The organism is Bifidobacterium indicum (genome assembly GCF_036987015.1).
Taxonomy (GTDB): Bacteria; Actinomycetota; Actinomycetes; order Actinomycetales; family Bifidobacteriaceae; genus Bombiscardovia; species Bombiscardovia indica.
In genome coordinates, this window is the sequence record NZ_BTXM01000001.1 from 498,172 (window position 1) to 514,715 (window position 16,544).

The 16,544-nt window shown below is 63.3% G+C and carries 11 protein-coding genes; 3 read left to right on the top strand and 8 right to left on the bottom strand.

Annotation, left to right across the window (positions count from 1 at the left end; translation table 11 throughout):
- Positions 1-55: 55 nt before the first annotated feature.
- The 7 genes from AACP59_RS02230 to AACP59_RS02260 all read right to left on the bottom strand — a co-directional run bounded on the left by AACP59_RS02230 (position 56) and on the right by AACP59_RS02260 (position 10,573).
- A complete protein-coding gene (locus tag AACP59_RS02230; protein WP_339349671.1) occupies positions 56-1,252 on the bottom strand; it encodes a phosphoglycerate kinase in 1,197 nt (398 codons plus the stop codon).
- A gap of 113 nt (positions 1,253-1,365) precedes the next feature.
- Entirely contained in the window at positions 1,366-2,337 is a 972-nt protein-coding gene (gene whiA / locus AACP59_RS02235; RefSeq protein ID WP_297316820.1) for a DNA-binding protein WhiA, read from the bottom strand.
- A gap of 137 nt (positions 2,338-2,474) precedes the next feature.
- Complete coding sequence (rapZ, locus tag AACP59_RS02240; RefSeq protein WP_297316821.1) at positions 2,475-3,395, bottom strand: RNase adapter RapZ; 921 nt, start codon at positions 3,393-3,395, stop codon at positions 2,475-2,477.
- Positions 3,392-4,393: a shikimate dehydrogenase family protein gene (locus AACP59_RS02245; RefSeq protein ID WP_339349673.1), complete on the bottom strand. Its 1,002-nt coding sequence runs from the start codon at positions 4,391-4,393 to the stop codon at positions 3,392-3,394. The genes rapZ and AACP59_RS02245 overlap by 4 nt, the downstream gene beginning before the upstream one ends.
- Positions 4,394-4,451: 58 nt before the next feature.
- Complete coding sequence (uvrC, locus tag AACP59_RS02250) at positions 4,452-6,851, bottom strand: excinuclease ABC subunit UvrC (protein ID WP_339349674.1); 2,400 nt, start codon at positions 6,849-6,851, stop codon at positions 4,452-4,454.
- 14 nt (positions 6,852-6,865) lie between these two features.
- Positions 6,866-9,808, bottom strand: a complete 2,943-nt coding sequence (gene uvrA / locus AACP59_RS02255) for an excinuclease ABC subunit UvrA (RefSeq protein ID WP_339350068.1) — start codon at positions 9,806-9,808, stop codon at positions 6,866-6,868.
- A gap of 159 nt (positions 9,809-9,967) precedes the next feature.
- Positions 9,968-10,573, bottom strand: coding sequence for a DNA-3-methyladenine glycosylase I (locus tag AACP59_RS02260; protein WP_297316824.1), 606 nt, complete (start codon positions 10,571-10,573; stop codon positions 9,968-9,970).
- Positions 10,574-10,729: 156 nt separating this feature from the next.
- Between AACP59_RS02260 and AACP59_RS02265 the strand changes: the two genes are divergently transcribed.
- A complete protein-coding gene (locus tag AACP59_RS02265) occupies positions 10,730-11,917 on the top strand; it encodes a TspO/MBR family protein (protein WP_297316825.1) in 1,188 nt (395 codons plus the stop codon).
- 121 nt (positions 11,918-12,038) lie between these two features.
- Positions 12,039-13,640, top strand: coding sequence for an ABC-F family ATP-binding cassette domain-containing protein (locus AACP59_RS02270; protein ID WP_297316826.1), 1,602 nt, complete (start codon positions 12,039-12,041; stop codon positions 13,638-13,640).
- Between the two features lie 43 nt (positions 13,641-13,683).
- Here the strand turns inward: AACP59_RS02270 and AACP59_RS02275 are convergent, their stop codons facing one another.
- Positions 13,684-14,373: an MgtC/SapB family protein gene (locus AACP59_RS02275; RefSeq protein WP_297316827.1), complete on the bottom strand. Its 690-nt coding sequence runs from the start codon at positions 14,371-14,373 to the stop codon at positions 13,684-13,686.
- 204 nt (positions 14,374-14,577) lie between these two features.
- Here AACP59_RS02275 and AACP59_RS02280 point away from each other — a divergent pair, with 204 nt between their 5' ends.
- The gene (locus AACP59_RS02280; protein WP_339349676.1) at positions 14,578-16,491 is read left to right on the top strand and encodes a bifunctional ADP-dependent NAD(P)H-hydrate dehydratase/NAD(P)H-hydrate epimerase; all 1,914 of its coding nucleotides are present in this window, start codon (positions 14,578-14,580) and stop codon (positions 16,489-16,491) included.
- Positions 16,492-16,544: the final 53 nt, after the last annotated feature.

Below are 16,544 nucleotides of genomic sequence, written 5' to 3' on the forward strand. Positions count from 1 at the left end.
ATGCCGGACCACCGGATGCAAGACCCGGCGGCCCGGCATTGTCTATGAGCCGACTTTACTCCAGTACTTTCAGACCCGGCAGCTCCTTGCCCTCAAGGAACTCCAGGGAGGCGCCGCCACCGGTGGAGATGTGCGAGAAGCCATCCTCCGGGAAGCCCAGGTTGCGGACAGCGGAGGCGGAGTCGCCACCGCCGACGATGGTGAAGGCTCCTGCTTTGGTGGCGTCTACCAGACCCTGGGCCACGGCGCGGGTACCCTCGGCGAATGCCGGGAACTCGAAGACGCCCATGGGTCCGTTCCAGACCACGGTCTTGGAGTCCATGATCTTGTCGTGGAAGAGCTTCTGGGAGTCGGGGCCGATGTCCAGACCCATCTTGTCGGCGGGCATGGAGTCGGCTGCGACCACCTCGTGGGGCGAATCGGCCTTGAACTCGTCAGCTACGACGATGTCGGTGGGCAGTACCAACTCGACGCCCTTCTCTTTGGCGGTCTGGATATAGCCCTTGACGGTCTCGACCTGATCCTCCTCAAGCAGGGAGGAACCGACTTCGTGGCCCTCGGCCTTGAGGAAGGTGAAGACCATGCCGCCACCGATGACCAGGCGGTCCGCCTTGCCGAGCAGGTTCTCGATCACACCCAGCTTGTCGGAGACCTTGGAGCCTCCGAGGACAACAGTGAAGGGACGCTCGGGATTTTCGGTCGCCTTGGAGAGGGCTTTGACTTCCTTCTCGACCAGGAGACCCGCCGCAGAGGGCAGGAACTTGGCGACGGAGTAGTTGGAACCCTGGGCACGGTGGACGACACCGAACCCGTCGGAGACGAAGACTTCACCCAGCTTGGCGATCTTCTGGGCGTAGGCGTCACGCTCGGCCTCGTCCTTGCTGGTCTCTTCGGGGTTGAAGCGGACGTTCTGCAGAAGGAGCACATCGCCATCCTGCATAGCCGCAACCTTGGACTGGGCGTCAGGGCCGTAGGTGTCATCCGCCAGGGGGACTGTCACGCCCAGGAGCTCACCCAGACGGTCGGCGACCGGAGCCAGGCTGAGTTCGGGAACGACCTTGCCCTTGGGGCGGCCGAGGTGGGCCATGAGAATGACCTTGGCGCCTTGACCGCGCAGTTCCTTGATGGTGGGGAGGGCGGCCTTGATGCGACCGTCATCCTTGATGGTGGTGCCGTCCAGCGGTACATTGAAATCTGCACGCACCAGGACGCGCTTCCCCTTGAGATCTCCGAGGCTCTTCAGTGTTTTCATGCCATTCCTTTCTTACAGCAGACATGACGAAACCGTCGGTCTGCGCAATTGCGGGCGATGAACCCCGCACTGGTACCCATGGTACTAAGGCAAGCCGACGGTTGGTGCAGGAATCAGCCCTCGTGGCCCTCGGCCTTGTGCACTTCCTTGGTCTGCTGCTTCTCCACCTTGGCGGCCAGCTGCAGAAGACGACGGATACGACCGGCGATGGCGTCCTTGGTGACGGGTGGGTCGGCCAGACGGCCCAGTTCCTCCAGGGAGGCATCGCGGTGGTCCAGACGAAGCTGTCCGGCGGCGCGCAGGTTCTCGGGGATCTCATCGCCCAGAACCTGAAAGGCCTTGGTCACCTTGGCGCTGGCCTCGACGGCGGCCTTGGCGGAACGGCGCATGTTGGCATCATCGAAATTGGCCAGGCGGTTGGCCTTGCCGCGGGATTCGCCGTCACTGCGCTTGCCGGTCCACTCCCTGGACGACTTGGGCGCACCCATCAGGTTGAGCATGCGCTCGATCACATCAGGGTCACGCAGGGTCACCCGTTCCGAGCTGCGGACCTGACGAGCCTTGGCGTTGATGCCCAGACGGCGGGCGGCGCCCACCAGGGCCAGGGCCGCTTCGGAACCAGGGCAGACAATCTCCAGGTAGGAAGCCTTGCCCGGGTCGGAGAGCTCCCCGTGGGCCAGGAAGGCCCCCCTCCAGGCGGCCTTGACCTGTGCTATGTTGCCCGAGACGATGTCGGCTGGAAGACCGCGCACCGGATGCTTGCGTCTGTCCAACAGGCCGGTTTGGAGGGCCAGGGCCCCTCCGGCCCTGAGAACCCTGACCGAGTACCGAATCGCGTTTCCGGCAGGGGTCTGTCGCTTGACCTGAATCAGATCCGAATCATGTCCATAGACGTCTTTGATGGTGTTCTGCAACCATTGTGCAGCGGGTAGGGAATCGAACTGGGCCTCCACCACGATGTGGCGTTGGATGATGTGAAGACCACCGCCAAATCGAATCATCGCGGCGGATTGGGCTTTTTTGGCTGCGGGGAGTTCGTTGTCAATTGCGGCCAGCTCGCTTTTGACATCATCAAGTAGGGCCAAGAGCCGTCCTCCTAGGAAAAACCGTTGTTGAACACTGAGGTCCGCGCGACTCGCCGGTCGAACGGACTACCGGATTACTGTGATATCGAATAAGTTGGACAATTTCCGCCTTTGGCTATGAGTGGCGAACAGGGTCCTCAATGGGACCTATGCGGGAGCTCACGGGCCGATACGGTAACGTCCATTCCCTTGATTCTCAATCGTCTGGCCAGCTCGTCGGCCATGGCCACTGAGCGGTGCTGACCCCCCGTGCAGCCGAAGGCGATGGTGACATAGTGCTTGTCTTCCCGGGCATACCCCCTGACGGCCGTCAGGATGGCCTCGGTGTAGGCATCGATGAACTCCTTGGCCCCTTTGCTGGCCAGAACGAAATCACGTACGGCCTGGTCGTGACCGTTGAGCTCGCGCAGGTTGGGCACCCAGAAGGGGTTGGGAAGGAAGCGCAGATCCGCCACGAAATCGGCGTCGATGGGTATTCCGTACTTGAATCCAAAACTCATGATGTGGATGCCGACGGTACTGGGCCCGGAACCCAGCATGAGCTCGTAGAGTCGGGTCGAGAGGTCGTGGATGCTCAGGGCCGAGGTGTCAATGACCATGTCGGCCCGTTCCTTGAGGTTGGCCAGGAGTTTGCGCTCCTCGTGAATGCCATCGATCAGCCGACCGGAACCCTGGAGGGGGTGGGGACGCCGGACGGATTCGAATCGCTTGACAAGAACCTGGTCGGAGGCGTCAAGGAAGAGAATGCGACATTTGACTCCCAGATCATCCAGGTGGCCCAGGACGGCCGAGAGGTCGTCGAAGTAGGATCGGGACCGTACGTCGATCACTGTGGCCAGACGATGCAGGGAGCTGCCTGAGGAGGTCATCATGTCGACCAGGGGAACCAGGAGACGGGGCGGCATGTTGTCGACCACATACCAGCCCATGTCTTCCATGGAATCGGCAGCCCGTGAACGTCCGGCTCCGGACATGCCGGTGATCAGCATGACCTCGAATCCCTGGAAGGGTGGAATGGGTTCGCCCTTGGATTCGGACGGGGTCTCGTCGGTGCTCATTGTGTCTCCTTCTTCAGTTCGCGGTCCATGGCCCCCACCGGGACGGCATCCAGGGGGTTGCAAGTCATTTGGGCCACCTGTCTGACCGCCTGGTAGAGCAGCATCCGGTCTCCGCTGATGGCCTGGCCTCCGGTCCGTCGTTTCCAGGATTGGATGAGTCTGGTGGGGCGAGGCCGGTATACGACGTCCAGGAGGAGATGGTCCGCCCCGGCATCTGCAGGACCGGATTCATCCCGCGCTGTCCTGCCGGTTCCAAGGGTGGGCCTGTCCAGGAGATCGGCCATGGGATCTGCCGCATGGGCGGGCAGGGTCGAGACCACCAGGTCGGCCCGGCAAAGCAGGTCAGCCACACGGTTCCTTTCATCCATACCATGAGGGGTACCGACGGTAATGCCCAACCCACCGGCCAGGTCGATCATCCTTGTGGTCCTGCCGGGATGGCGGGCCACCAGATCCAACTGGTCGACACCGAGGAGACCAAGGGCGCAGAGGGCGGATTCGGCTGTGTTTCCGTTGCCCAATATCAGTCCATGCAGGTGGTTCCGGGAGGGGGCGACGGGTTGACCATCCGACACGGCCTTGATGATGTCGATGGCCTGGTCGGGTTCCGTCAGGGATCCGGCGACCTCCATAAAGGCGCAGACGATCCCTTCAACGTCGGTGTTGGTCAGGCTGATGGCCGGTCGGCCGCCATGGTCCCCGGACCGGTCCCAGGAGAGGACGGCTGTATTGGACACACCTAGGATGTGGGCCCATCGATCGCGGAAGGTGCCCATGGGGCCGATGGTCTTCTTCAGGGGCATGGTCAGGCTGAGCCCGGCCCAGCTGGAATCGAGGGAGTCGATGAACCTGTCGAGGGTCTCCTGGGTGACCCGACGGCGTTCGTACTCCCAACCGTCCATCCCCATGGCCCCATAGGCGGCCCGATGAAGAATGGGCGAGAGGGAATGGTCGATGGGGTCGCCCAGCACCGCGCAGCGTCGCTCCACCTGATCCATCGCTCCTCCTTACTTGGTCTCAAGCGGCGGACAGAACCGCTTCTGCCCCGGGCCCAGTCTACTCGGTGGCGGGCTCCTGTTCCCGGGACTGCTCGGAGCTGGCATCGTCCTGGTGGAGGGCCTGGTAGATGGAAGCCGCCTTGGCCTGGCCGATCCCCTTGACTCCCTCCAGATCCTCCAGGGTGGCCGCACGCATCTTCCTGACCGATCCGAAGTGGTTGAGGAGGCGCTTCTGGTAGGCCTGGCCGATTCCTGGAATGTCGTCCAGGGCGGACCGGAGGGCACCCTTCCGCCTGGTCTGGCGGTGGTAGGTGATGGCGAATCGATGGGATTCGTCACGGACCCGTTGCAGGAGGTACATCCCCTCGGACTGGCGCTTGAGGATGATCGGGTAGTCGTCATCCGGCACCCAGACCTCTTCAAGTCGCTTGGCCAGACCACACAGGGCCACGTCATCCACGTCACAGTCGTGCAGGGCCTTGGCCGCTGCCCTGACCTGGGGTTTGCCGCCGTCGACGACGATCAGGTTGGGCTTGTATGCGAAGTGGCGGGCCGAAGTGTTCTGCTGGACGACGGCCTCCCTGGTTTCCGGGTCCTCGCCCAAGCCATCCTTCCGGTCCGCCGTCTCATCGGACCTCTTATTCTGTTTGACCTTATGCTCCGCTTCAAGACTGTCACCGCTGTCACCGGCGATGTTGCCGTGGTGGAAGCGCCGGGTCAGGGTCTCATAGATGGCGCTCGTATCGTCCACGGCCCCCCGCCCGTCCTTGCCGCGGATGGCGAAGCGGCGGTATTCGGCCTTCTTGGGGATGGCATCCTCGAAGACCACCATGGAGGCTACCTGGAACTGGCCGCCGACTGTGTTGGAGATGTCGTAGCATTCAATCCGCAGTGGTGCCCGGTCGAGCCCCAGGGCTTTGGCCACGTCGTTCATGGCGTCCGTCCGCGCGCCGATGTCGCCCATGCGACTCATCTTGCTGCGTTGGAGGGCCTGGCGGGCATTGGCGTTGGCACGGTCCATCAAGGACTTCTTCTCGCCCCAGCTGGCCACACGGATCCTGACCGAGGATCCCCTGAGCCCCCGCAGCCACTCCTCCAGGGAGTCGGTCCTGGAAGGCCGGATGGGAACCACCACTTCCGGGGGCACGGGTGATATGGGGGCCAGGAGGTCGGCCCTGCCGGTCTGCTCCTGATGGGTGTTCCGCTTCTTGGTTGCCCGGGCCCTGGCCTCGGCATCCAGGGCGGTGACCCTCTGGGTGGACCCCATGGCATCCCTGGCCTGGCTGATGGTAACGCCCGAGTCCTCCTCATCCGGTGACTCCAGGGCCACCTCCTGGTGGGGACCCGTGGTTGCCATCTCGCTGTTGGTCTCGTTCATCAGGTCCGAATAGACCTGGACGATCAGGTCGCCGATCAGATCGGCATCGGAGACGTCCTCGACCCGTTCCACACTCCAGTTCCGCTCACCACGGATGGCACCGGCCCTGACGAAGAAGGCGTGGACGGAGGCCTCGAGCTCATCGGAGGCGACCCCGAAGACGTCTACATCAACGTTGGACCCGAAGGCCACCGCGTTCTGTTCGATGACCGTGTCCAGCATGGCAATCTGGTCCCTCAGACGGGCGGCCTTTTCGAAGTCCAGGTCATCGCTGGCGCTCTTCATCTGGCGGGTCAGCTTGGCCCGGTAGGGTTTGCCCAGACGACCGGTGATGACTCCGGTCAGTTCCGCACAGAGTCTGCGGTGCTCCCGGGGACTGATCCGGCCGACGCAGGGTGCCGAGCACTTGCCGATCGAGGCCAGGAGGCAGGGTCGGCCGCTCAGTTCGGCCTTATGAAAGACACCGGCCGAACAGGTTCGGACCGGGTAGGTCTTGAGTAGTCCATCCAGGGTATGTCGGACGTCCCAGACCTTGGCGTAGGGGCCGAAATACCTGGTGTCGCGCCGCTTGCGGACACGCGTCATCCACACCCTGGGGACCTTCTCCCCCACGGACACGGCCAGGTAGGGGTAGGTCTTGTCGTCCCGGAAGACCACGTTGAAGCGGGGGTCGAACTCCTTGATCCAGGTGTATTCCAGGGTCAGGGATTCCAGCTCGGTGGCCACCACGGTCCACTCCAGGCTCCGGGCCGTCAGGACCATGGTCTGGGTGCGGGGGTGGAGGTTGACCAGGGGCTGGAAGTAGTTGGTCAGCCGGTTGCGGAGGTTCTTGGCCTTGCCCACGTAGATGACCCGGCCATCCCCGTCGCGCCACTTGTAGACACCGGGCTGGGCGGGGATGTCTGAGGTCTTGGGACGGAAACCGTCACGGGTGTCACCGAGCAGGGGGGCGCCGTTCCTGTTCAGCCCGACCGATACGTCCTCTTCCGGAAGGGACCCGGTCCGGGCATCGGCTTCGAGCGCACGGGCGGTCTTTCGCCAGACCTGTGGCGTGTGACGTTCGAAGCAGCTGCGCGTCATGGTTACCTCATCCTTCACTGTGCCTTGGTGGTCTTGGATCCCTTGGAGGCCTTGGCTACCCTGTCGGCATCCAGCAGGGGCTTCAGATAGCGGCCTGTCCAGCTGCCGGGGCTGGCCGCCACCTGCTCAGGGGTACCCTGGGCCACGACCGTGCCGCCTCCGTCACCGCCCTCGGGGCCAAGGTCGATGATCCAGTCGGCCGTTTTGATCACATCGAGATTGTGTTCGATGACGATGACCGTATTGCCCTTGTTGACCAGTCCCTGCAAAACCTTGAGGAGCTTGCGGACATCCTCGAAGTGGAGGCCGGTGGTGGGCTCGTCCAGGATGTAGATGGTCTTCCCGTCAGACCGCTTCTGGAGCTCGGTGGCCAGCTTGACCCTCTGGGATTCCCCGCCTGAAAGGGTCGGTGCCGGCTGGCCCAGACGGATGTAGCCCAGGCCCACCTCGACCAGGGTGTCCAGGTAGCGGGAGATGGAGGGGTATGCCTTGAAGAACCGTGCCGCCTCCTCGATGGGCATATCGAGCACGTCCGAGACGGTCTTCCCGTTGTAGGTGACCTCCAGTGTCTCCCGGTTGTAGCGCTTGCCATGGCAGGTCTCGCACTGCACATAGACGTCGGGCAGGAAGTTCATCTCGATCTTGATGGTCCCATCCCCGTGGCAGGTCTCGCAGCGCCCGCCCTTGACATTGAAGGAGAAACGGCCTGGCCCATACCCGCGGACCTGGGCCTCGGGGGTCTTGGCGAAGAGCTGGCGGATCTTGTCCCAGACACCGGTGTAGGTGGCCGGATTGGACCGTGGTGTGCGGCCGATGGGATTCTGGTCGACGTGAATGACCTTGCGCAGCTGGTCGACCCCCTCCACCCTGGTGTGCTTGCCGGGTACGATACGGGCGTTGTTGAGCTTGTCGGCAAGGACCGGGTAGAGGATGGAGTTGACCAGGGTGGACTTGCCCGAACCCGAGACCCCGGTGACCAGGGTCATGACACCGAGCGGGAAGGAGACCTTCAGATCCTTCAGGTTGTTCTCCCGGGCACCGACCACGGTCAGCTGCCTGGTCTTGCGGACCTTGCGTCGGGTCCTGGGCACTTCGATTCGCCTGCGACCTGCGATGTAGTCGCCGGTGATGGACCTGGCGGCCTTGACCAGATCCTTGGAACGGCCGGAGAAGATGACCTCTCCCCCGTGTTCGCCGGCACCGGGGCCGATGTCGACCAGCCAGTCGGCCTGCCGGATCGTGTCCTCGTCGTGTTCGACCACAATCAGGGTGTTGCCCAGGTCACGCAGTCGCTGCAGGGTGCGGATCAGGCGGTCGTTGTCACGCTGGTGGAGACCGATGGAGGGCTCGTCCAGGACATACATGACCCCGACCAGACCGGAGCCGATCTGGGTGGCCAGACGGATGCGCTGGGCCTCCCCGCCGGACAGTGTGGCCGCGGCACGGGACAGAGTGAGGTAGTTCAGACCCACGTCATTCAGAAAGCGCAGGCGAGCCCTGATCTCCTTGAGGACCTCCCCGGCGATCTTGGCCAGGGCCCCCTCCAGGTGGAGATTGTCGACCCATTCCAGGCTTTTGGCGATGGGCATATCGCAGGCCTGGGCGATGGAGAGTCCGTCGACCGTCACGGCCAGAACCTCCGGCTTCAGGCGCTTGCCGTGACAGACCTGACAGGGCACCTCGCGCATGTACGACTCGTAGTACTGCTTCATGGGTTCCGAGTCGGTCTCGTCATGGCGGCGCATCAGGGTGCGGACCACACCCTCGAAGCCGGTTGAGTACTCACGCAGGCGGCCCCAACGATTCCGGTAGGACACGTCAACCTTGAAGTCATGCCCGTACATGACCGCGTGGCGAACATCCTCGGGCAGGTCCCTCCAGGGGGTCTTCATGGAGAAGCCCATCTCCTTGGAGAGGGCATCCAGGAGGTGACCGTAGAACCGCTGTTGGGTCTTGGTGCCGCTCCAGGGTTCGACCGCCCCGTCCTTGAGGCTCTTGTCCGGGTCGGGCACAACAAGTTCGGGGTCGATCTCCAGGCTGAAGCCCAGACCGGTGCAGGCCGGGCAGGCACCATAGGGGGCGTTGAAGGAGAAGGTGCGGGGTTCGATCTCGTCCAGTTCCAGCTCGTGTCCGTTGGGGCAGGATCGCTTCTCGGAAAAGGGCTGACGCCGGGCGGGATCCTTGGGGTCCAGGTCAACGAAGTCGACCACGATGATGCCGTTGGCCAGACGGAGTGCCGTTTCCACGGAGTCGGTCAGACGCTGGCGGGCCGTCGGCTTGATGACCAGACGGTCCACCACCACCTCGATGGTGTGCTTCTTCTGCTTGGCCAGCCTGATCTTTTCGGAGAGCTGGTGCATCTCCCCGTCGATGATGGCACGGGAGTACCCGTCGGATCTGAGGAGTTCCAGGGTCTCGACGAACTCACCCTTGCGCCCCTTGGCTATGGGGGCCAGGATCTGGAAGCGGGTCCCCTCGGGTTTGCCCATGAGGGTATCGACGATCTGCTGGGGGGACTGTGCCCGGACCTCCTCACCGCAGACCGGGCAGTGCGGTATGCCGGTGCGGGCGTAGAGGAGCCTCAGATAGTCATAGACCTCGGTGATGGTGCCCACGGTCGAACGCGGGTTGCGGTTGGTGGTCTTCTGGTCGATGGAGACGGCGGGGCTCAAACCTTCGATGAAGTCCACGTCCGGCTTGTCCATCTGCCCCAGAAACTGACGGGCGTAGGCCGAGAGGGATTCCACATACCGGCGCTGCCCCTCGGCGAAGAGGGTGTCGAATGCCAGGGAGGACTTGCCGGACCCGGACAGACCCGTGAAGACCACCATGCGGTTGCGGGGTATGGAGAGGTTGACGTTCTTCAGGTTGTGGGCTCGGGCGCCCTGGATGACGATCTTCCTGTCGTTGGGCACCTGTGAGAGGTCCGCCACCAGGGAGCCCCTGGCCTCGACCATCCGCGGCTGTTCGATCGCCGGTTCCACCTGTGCTGATGCCTGATTCTTCTGGTCCACTTGTTCCCGTCCGCTTCCCTAGCCTGCTAATACCGTAAGCCTGCCCATGATACCGCCTGGAGGGAATAATTCGAACATGTGTTCGATGACGGCGAATCGTCATCAGGCCCGGCAGGCGTTCAGGCAACACCCACGCTGGTGGTCGTTGACGATTCCGGTGGCCTGGAGGAAGGAATGGACCGTGACCGGGCCGACGAATTTGAAGCCCGACCCCTTCATGTCCTGACTCACGATTTCGGACAGGTGGTCGTACCGCGGCGTGGAAAGGTCGCTCGGATAGTCGTGGTTGATGGTCTTCCCGCCGGTGAAGGACCAGCAGTACCGGTCGAACCCCTCACCCGGAAAGGCATCCGCAATCACCCCGGCATTGGCTATGGTGGCTTCGATCTTGCGTCGGTTCCTGATGATGGTGGAGTCCTGGACCAGCCGTTCCACGTCGGTCAGGTCATACCCGGCCACGGTCAGGATATCGAAGTCCGCAAAGGCCCTACGCAGGGCCTGCCTGCGGTGGAGTATCAGCTGCCAGCTCAGTCCGCACTGGAAGATCTCCAGGCTGAGCATCTCGAAAAGGGCCCGGGACCCATGGGTCGGCAATCCCCACTCCTGGTCGTGGTAGGCACGGATCTGGGGGTCATTCCCCTGGGCCCAGTCACAGGCCATCCGTGACGATTCCGGTTCGTTCAAGACGCTTCCGGGATTTCCACCCATGGCTGCCTCCCCGATTGTGCCTGGTCGGATTCCGGTGGGTTCATTACAGCTCCGGAGCCCTCTCCCAGCATACAGTTGAGCTATGAACGGGATGGTCCGGCCCCGGGGTTGACTCCGAACAGGCGTGTCTGGCCGGACCGGAGAGGAGCAGACAGGATGAACGACAAGGGCAGGACCGGCGATGGGGATCAGGCTTCAGACAATCCCCGCAGACTCTGGTCCGAAGGCAGGAAGGATCCGGTGGAGGAGGCCCGACGGACCTCACCGGCCATGCGCGAGCAGGAGGCGGCAGAGTCCTCGGGGAAGGACCGTGCTTCAGGATGGCAGGGTCGGCCGGAACCCGGCAAAAGGGACGAAAAGCCATCGGAGGCCTCCGACAGGAAGTCGAACCCGTCGGATGACAAGAATGCGGTTGGTTCTGCCTCGACCGTAGAGGCCGCAGGCGGACAGTCCGGGAATTCAGCAGGCACAAAGAAGACATCCGGACCCGTCGGGAAGGGTCGTGCTGAACAGTCGGAGAAGCGGGAAACCAGGGAGGGCGACCATGATGAGAAGGAAGGCCGCTCCTGGAAGCTTTTCGAGGACGTGCTCCTCTGGGCCGCATGGTTGGTCATGGTGGCCTTCAATGGGTATGCGGAAGTATTCAAGTTCAACGGGACCACGACCGGAGCGATTGCCAAGAGCGTCGATGTCTGGCTCATGCCGGCCGGATACGTCTTCGCCATCTGGGGGGTCATCTACATCGCCCTGGCCATATGGCTGGTGAGGTTCTGCCTGGCCGGGCCCAGCAGGAAGAAACTGGGCTTCCTCCCCTTCACGCTGAGCGGCCTGATCTTCGTGGCCACCTGCTGCCTGAACATCGCATGGCTGATCTTCTGGCACCTGGAGCAGGGATTGATCTCCCTGATCGTCATCGCCGTTCTGACCTTCCTGGTATGGATGCTCTACGCCCTGGTCAGGCGTGATGCCACCAAGGCCGGCACCCCGGTCGTGGCCAAGACCCTGGACTGGGCGCCCCTCTCCCTCTACGGCTCCTGGCTGAGCGTGGCCACACTGGTCAACGCCGCCTATGCCATCATCAGGTCCGACACCAGGGTTTCCAATATCCTGCAGGGCTTCGCCACCGTAATCGTCGTCGGACTCCTCCTGGCCCTGGCCTTCCTGATGATGCAGAAGATGAGCGACTGGGTCTTCGGCCTGGTGGTCATCTGGGCCTGCCTGGGCATCGGCATCAGAATCTTCTCCTTCATGGCCGCCCTGGGTGTTCTGGTGATAGCCATGACCGCAGTCGGCGCCCTGATCATCTACTTCCCCTGGAACAGGTTCACACTGGCCAGACGTTGACCCCAGAGCCAAGCCCGCCGACCCAAGGGACCGGTACTTGCTACCATGGTCCCTTGGGTCGGACCATATCGACCGACCATCATTCGATTGCAACCATCTGGAAAGAGGGGTCGGGCGCGGCATGGCTATCGAGGCACAGGGACTTGAGATCCGTATCGGCGCCCGCCTACTGCTGCAAGCCACCGATTTCCATGTCAGCAAGGGGGACAGGATCGGTCTGGTCGGGCGCAACGGTGCGGGCAAGACCACACTGACCCGGGTCATCACCGGTGACATGCTCCCCTCGGCCGGCAAGGTCAGGGTGAGCGGCCAACTGGGCTACCTACCCCAGTCGACCCATACGGGAGACCCTGCGCAGAGCGCCCTGGACCGGGTCATGAGCGCTCGCGGCATCGCCACGACCATCCGGCGCATGCGCAAGGCCGAGACCGACATGACCAATCCAGATCCGAAGATCATGGAAAAGGCCATGAAGCGATATGACAAGGCCCAGCAGGACTTCGAGAACGCCGGCGGGTATGCGGCCCAGTCCCAAGCCATTGTCATGGGCGAAAGCCTGGGACTGAGCCAGGAGACCCTCAAACAGTCCCTGGGGACCCTCTCCGGCGGTCAGCGCCGACGCATTGAGCTGGCCCGGATTCTATACTCGGATGCAGACACCCTGATCCTGGATGAGCCCACGAACCACTTGGACGCCGACTCCATCGAATGGCTCAAGGACTATCTGCGAAAGTTCGAGGGCGGATTCCTGGTCATATCCCATTCCACCGAGCTTCTGGACGAGACCGTCAACCGGGTCTGGCACCTTGATGCCCAGAGGGCCAGCATCGACATGTACTCCATGGGGTGGAAGGCCTATCTCAAGCAGCGGGTGGTGGATGAGGAACGCCGCCGCCGTGAACGCGAGGTGGCCGAGAAGAAGGCCGACCGGCTCATGAAGCAGGGCATCCGCCTGCACGCGAAGGCCACCAAGGCCGTGGCCGCCCAGAACATGATGCGACGGGCACAGCGGCTGCTGGATACCACCCAGGAGGCCGAGAGGGCCGAGAAGGTTGCGGATCTGCGCTTCCCCGAACCGGCGCCCTGCGGGAAGACCCCGATCATGGCCGAGGACCTGTCCAAGGCCTACGGGTCCAACATCGTCTTCGCGGGAATCAACCTGGCCATCGACAAGGGGTCCCGGGTGGTCATCCTGGGCTATAACGGAGCCGGCAAGACCACCACCCTTCGGCTCATGGCCGGAATCGAGCAGCCCGATACGGGCCGGGTGGTCCTGGGACACGGGGCCAAGATCGGCTACTTCGCCCAGGAACACGACACCCTGGATGAATCCGTCTCGGTCCTGGAGAATCTCCAACAGGTGGCCCCCGACCTGGACAACACCCAGGCCAGAACTATCCTGGGATCCTTCCTCTTCTCCGGGGAGGATGCCATGAAGCCCACCAAGGTCCTTTCGGGCGGCGAAAAGACCAGACTGGCCCTGGCTACCCTGGTGACCAGCAGGGCCAATGTGCTCCTCCTGGACGAGCCCACCAACAATCTGGACCCGGCCTCCAGGGAGGAGATCCTCAAGGCCATCGCCAAGTACGAGGGTGCCATCGTCCTGGTCACCCACGATGAGGGTGCCGTCAGGGCCCTGAACCCCGAGCGGGTCCTGCTCATGCCCGATGGGGACGAGGACCTCTGGAACGACGGGTACCTTGACCTGGTGGCCGAGGAATGATCAGGTAGTCAGACAATCAGCGGATTCCGGCCTTTCGATCTCCTCAGTCGTCTTCACCCAGGACCTGCACGGCCCTGACCCCACCGGTGCGGCCGATGGACTCGACAAGTTCGGTCACATCCCCCTTGCCCAGGATATTCACGGTAACTTCCGCCCCCCGCCAGTTGTCGCGAGAGACCTCATGGGTGGTCAGAACGCGGGATTCGAATCCCATCCGAGTGGCCTGGATCAGGGATTCGCGCAGGGATCCCTGGCCGTTTTCGTAGATGATCCGCAGAATCGTATTCTGCCTGTTGCGCAGGAGCCACTTCAGGATGGGTGCCACGACCAGGACCGCGAAGAAGTAGAAGATCACGGCGAGGATGGCCACCGAGAACATCTGTACCCCACAGGCCATACCCACGGCGGAGGCAACCCAGATGGCGCTGGCCGTGGTCAGTCCCCGGACCGAGTCATGGTTGAAGAAGATGACGCCGGCCCCGATGAATCCGATGCCAGATGCCACCGAGGCCGCGATCCTGGAGGCATCCCAGGAATAGTTGCCGGTCGCCGCCTGGATGCCGTAGAGGGAGACCATGGTGAAGAGGCAGCTGCCGATGCCCACCAGGATATGGGTGCGGATGCCTGCATCATGCTTGAGGAACTCACGCTCAAAGCCGATCAATCCACACAGGACAACCGTCATGACCAGTGCCATGATCTGCCCGGTATCGGGCGAGGAGAATCCCTGCATATCATCACTCCTTTGGAAGGGCTTCGACAATGTGCCCGACCCTAGTTCCTTTTCGCGACAAGATTCGGCTCCTTGGGGAAGGCCAGCCCTGAAAGGCCCGCCATGCCGCCCCTGAAAAATAGAGAATGGAGCGACCAATCGGATAGACTGGAGAACCGGGGGCATTTACCACGGTGAGACCGGAGCGGTAAGGAGAGTGCGAGCATGAAGCCGTTGCTTGAAGACAGGAACCGGACGTATGGGGACCTGACCACCAAGGCCTACAGTGCCGATACGATCAGGTCACTGGAGGAACCCTTCCTGGAAGACGGGGTACCCCTGATGCGGATGGCGGCGGGATCCCTGGCCGTGGTGGCCGGCATCATGCTGGACCAGGCCGATATCGACCCCACCGAGGCACGGATCGTCCTCCTGGCCGGGGCCGGGAACAACGGGGGAGACGGACTCTACGCCACGGCGGACCTGGCCAGACACGGGACCGATGTGACCGTGGTCGCCACCGGTCGCAGCCTGCACCAGGGGGGCGTGGAGGCCCTCCTCAGGGCAGGCGGTGTGGTCATGGCCCTGGACCCACTGGCAGTCATTCCCGACTGTGACGCACCTGAGGGGTCGGACCAAGCCGCGGAGGCCCTGGCCCAGGCCGTGGAACTGTGCCAAAACGCCGATCTGGTCATCGATGCCATGACCGGCATAGGCCTCAGGGGTGCCCTCCGGGGGATACCGGAAGCACTGGCCGCCAACCTGGGTGAAGACGGCTCCCTCCCCCGGGGATCTGCCTTCACCCCGGGGGTGGACCGGCAGACCCCCCTGGTTCTGGCGGTAGACACGCCGTCCGGTGTGGATGTAGACAGGGGAACCCTGCCAGGGGCCTATATCCCCGCCGATGTCACCGTGACCATGGGAGCCCTCAAGCCCTGCCTGATGCTTCCCCCCTCCGCCTATGTCTGCGGCCGTGTCGTCCTGGTGGACTTCGGGTTCGACACCTCGGCCCTGGCTCCGACCGTGGAATGCATGACCGCCCGTGACTGTGCCGGGCTCCTGCGCGCCCCCCGGATTGACGACACCAAGTACAGCCGCGGTGTGGTCGGTCTGGTCACCGGATCGAACCGGTACCATGGTGCCGCACTCCTTTCGTCCACGGCTGCCGCCAATGCCAACGTGGGCATGATTCGCTACCAGGGCCCCGACGGCGTGGGTCAACTCATTCTTGGCTCCATACCTGAGGCCGTCCTGGGCACGGGACGGGTGGAATCCTGGGTTTTGGGCTCAGGGGTTCCCACCCAGGCCGCCCTGGATCGGATGGGCGGGGGAAAGACCGACGACGGGGATGGGCAGCGTGACCTGATCGCCTCTCTGCTGACCAGGCAAGCCCAGGACGAGGAGGAGGGACGTGCCGGAACGGCCCCGCCCATGGTCATCGATGCGGGTGCCCTGGATCTGGTGCCCGATAGGATCGGGCCCCAGGCCGCGCTGACCCCGCATGCCGGAGAGATGGCCTCCCTCCTTCAGGCCCATGGACAGCGTGTGGATGTGGACCAGGTCCTGGACAGACCTGTCCATTGGGCCATCCGCGCCTGGGAACTGACAGGTGCCACCATCCTTCTCAAGGGGGCGGTGACCCTGGTGGTCGGCGACGACGGGACAGGACAACCCAGGGTCATGACCAGCGGGTTCGGTCCGGCATGGCTTTCGACCGCCGGCTCCGGCGATGTGCTTTCGGGGACCATCGGAGCCCTGCTTGCCCAGAACGCCGATCTGATCCAGGATGAACCGGCCTCCATGGTCGATCTGGTTGCAGCCGGAGCCTACCTGCATGGGCTGGCAGGGTCCCTTGCCGCCGATTCCCTCCAGTCGGGCTGGGATGTGCCCCTGGTCTTCCAGCCCAGGAATCCCCAGTCCTTCCTGGACCAGATCCAGGAGGACGCCAGCCACAGGACAACCACCGGGTATGGTCCCCTGGGCCACCCCATCCGTGCCTCCGAGGTGGCGGAGCACCTGCCCCAGGCCATCGGCCTGCTTCTGAGCCAGGGAACCCAGGGTTCAGGTTCGGACGGTGGCGGAAACAACCAGACCAGGGAGACCTCCCTCTTCTTCGAGCACAGCTCGCTCTGGTTCTGAGGATTCGTCAGGTGGGAGTATGGTCGGGCTTGACCATCCCCGAGGGTAAAGGA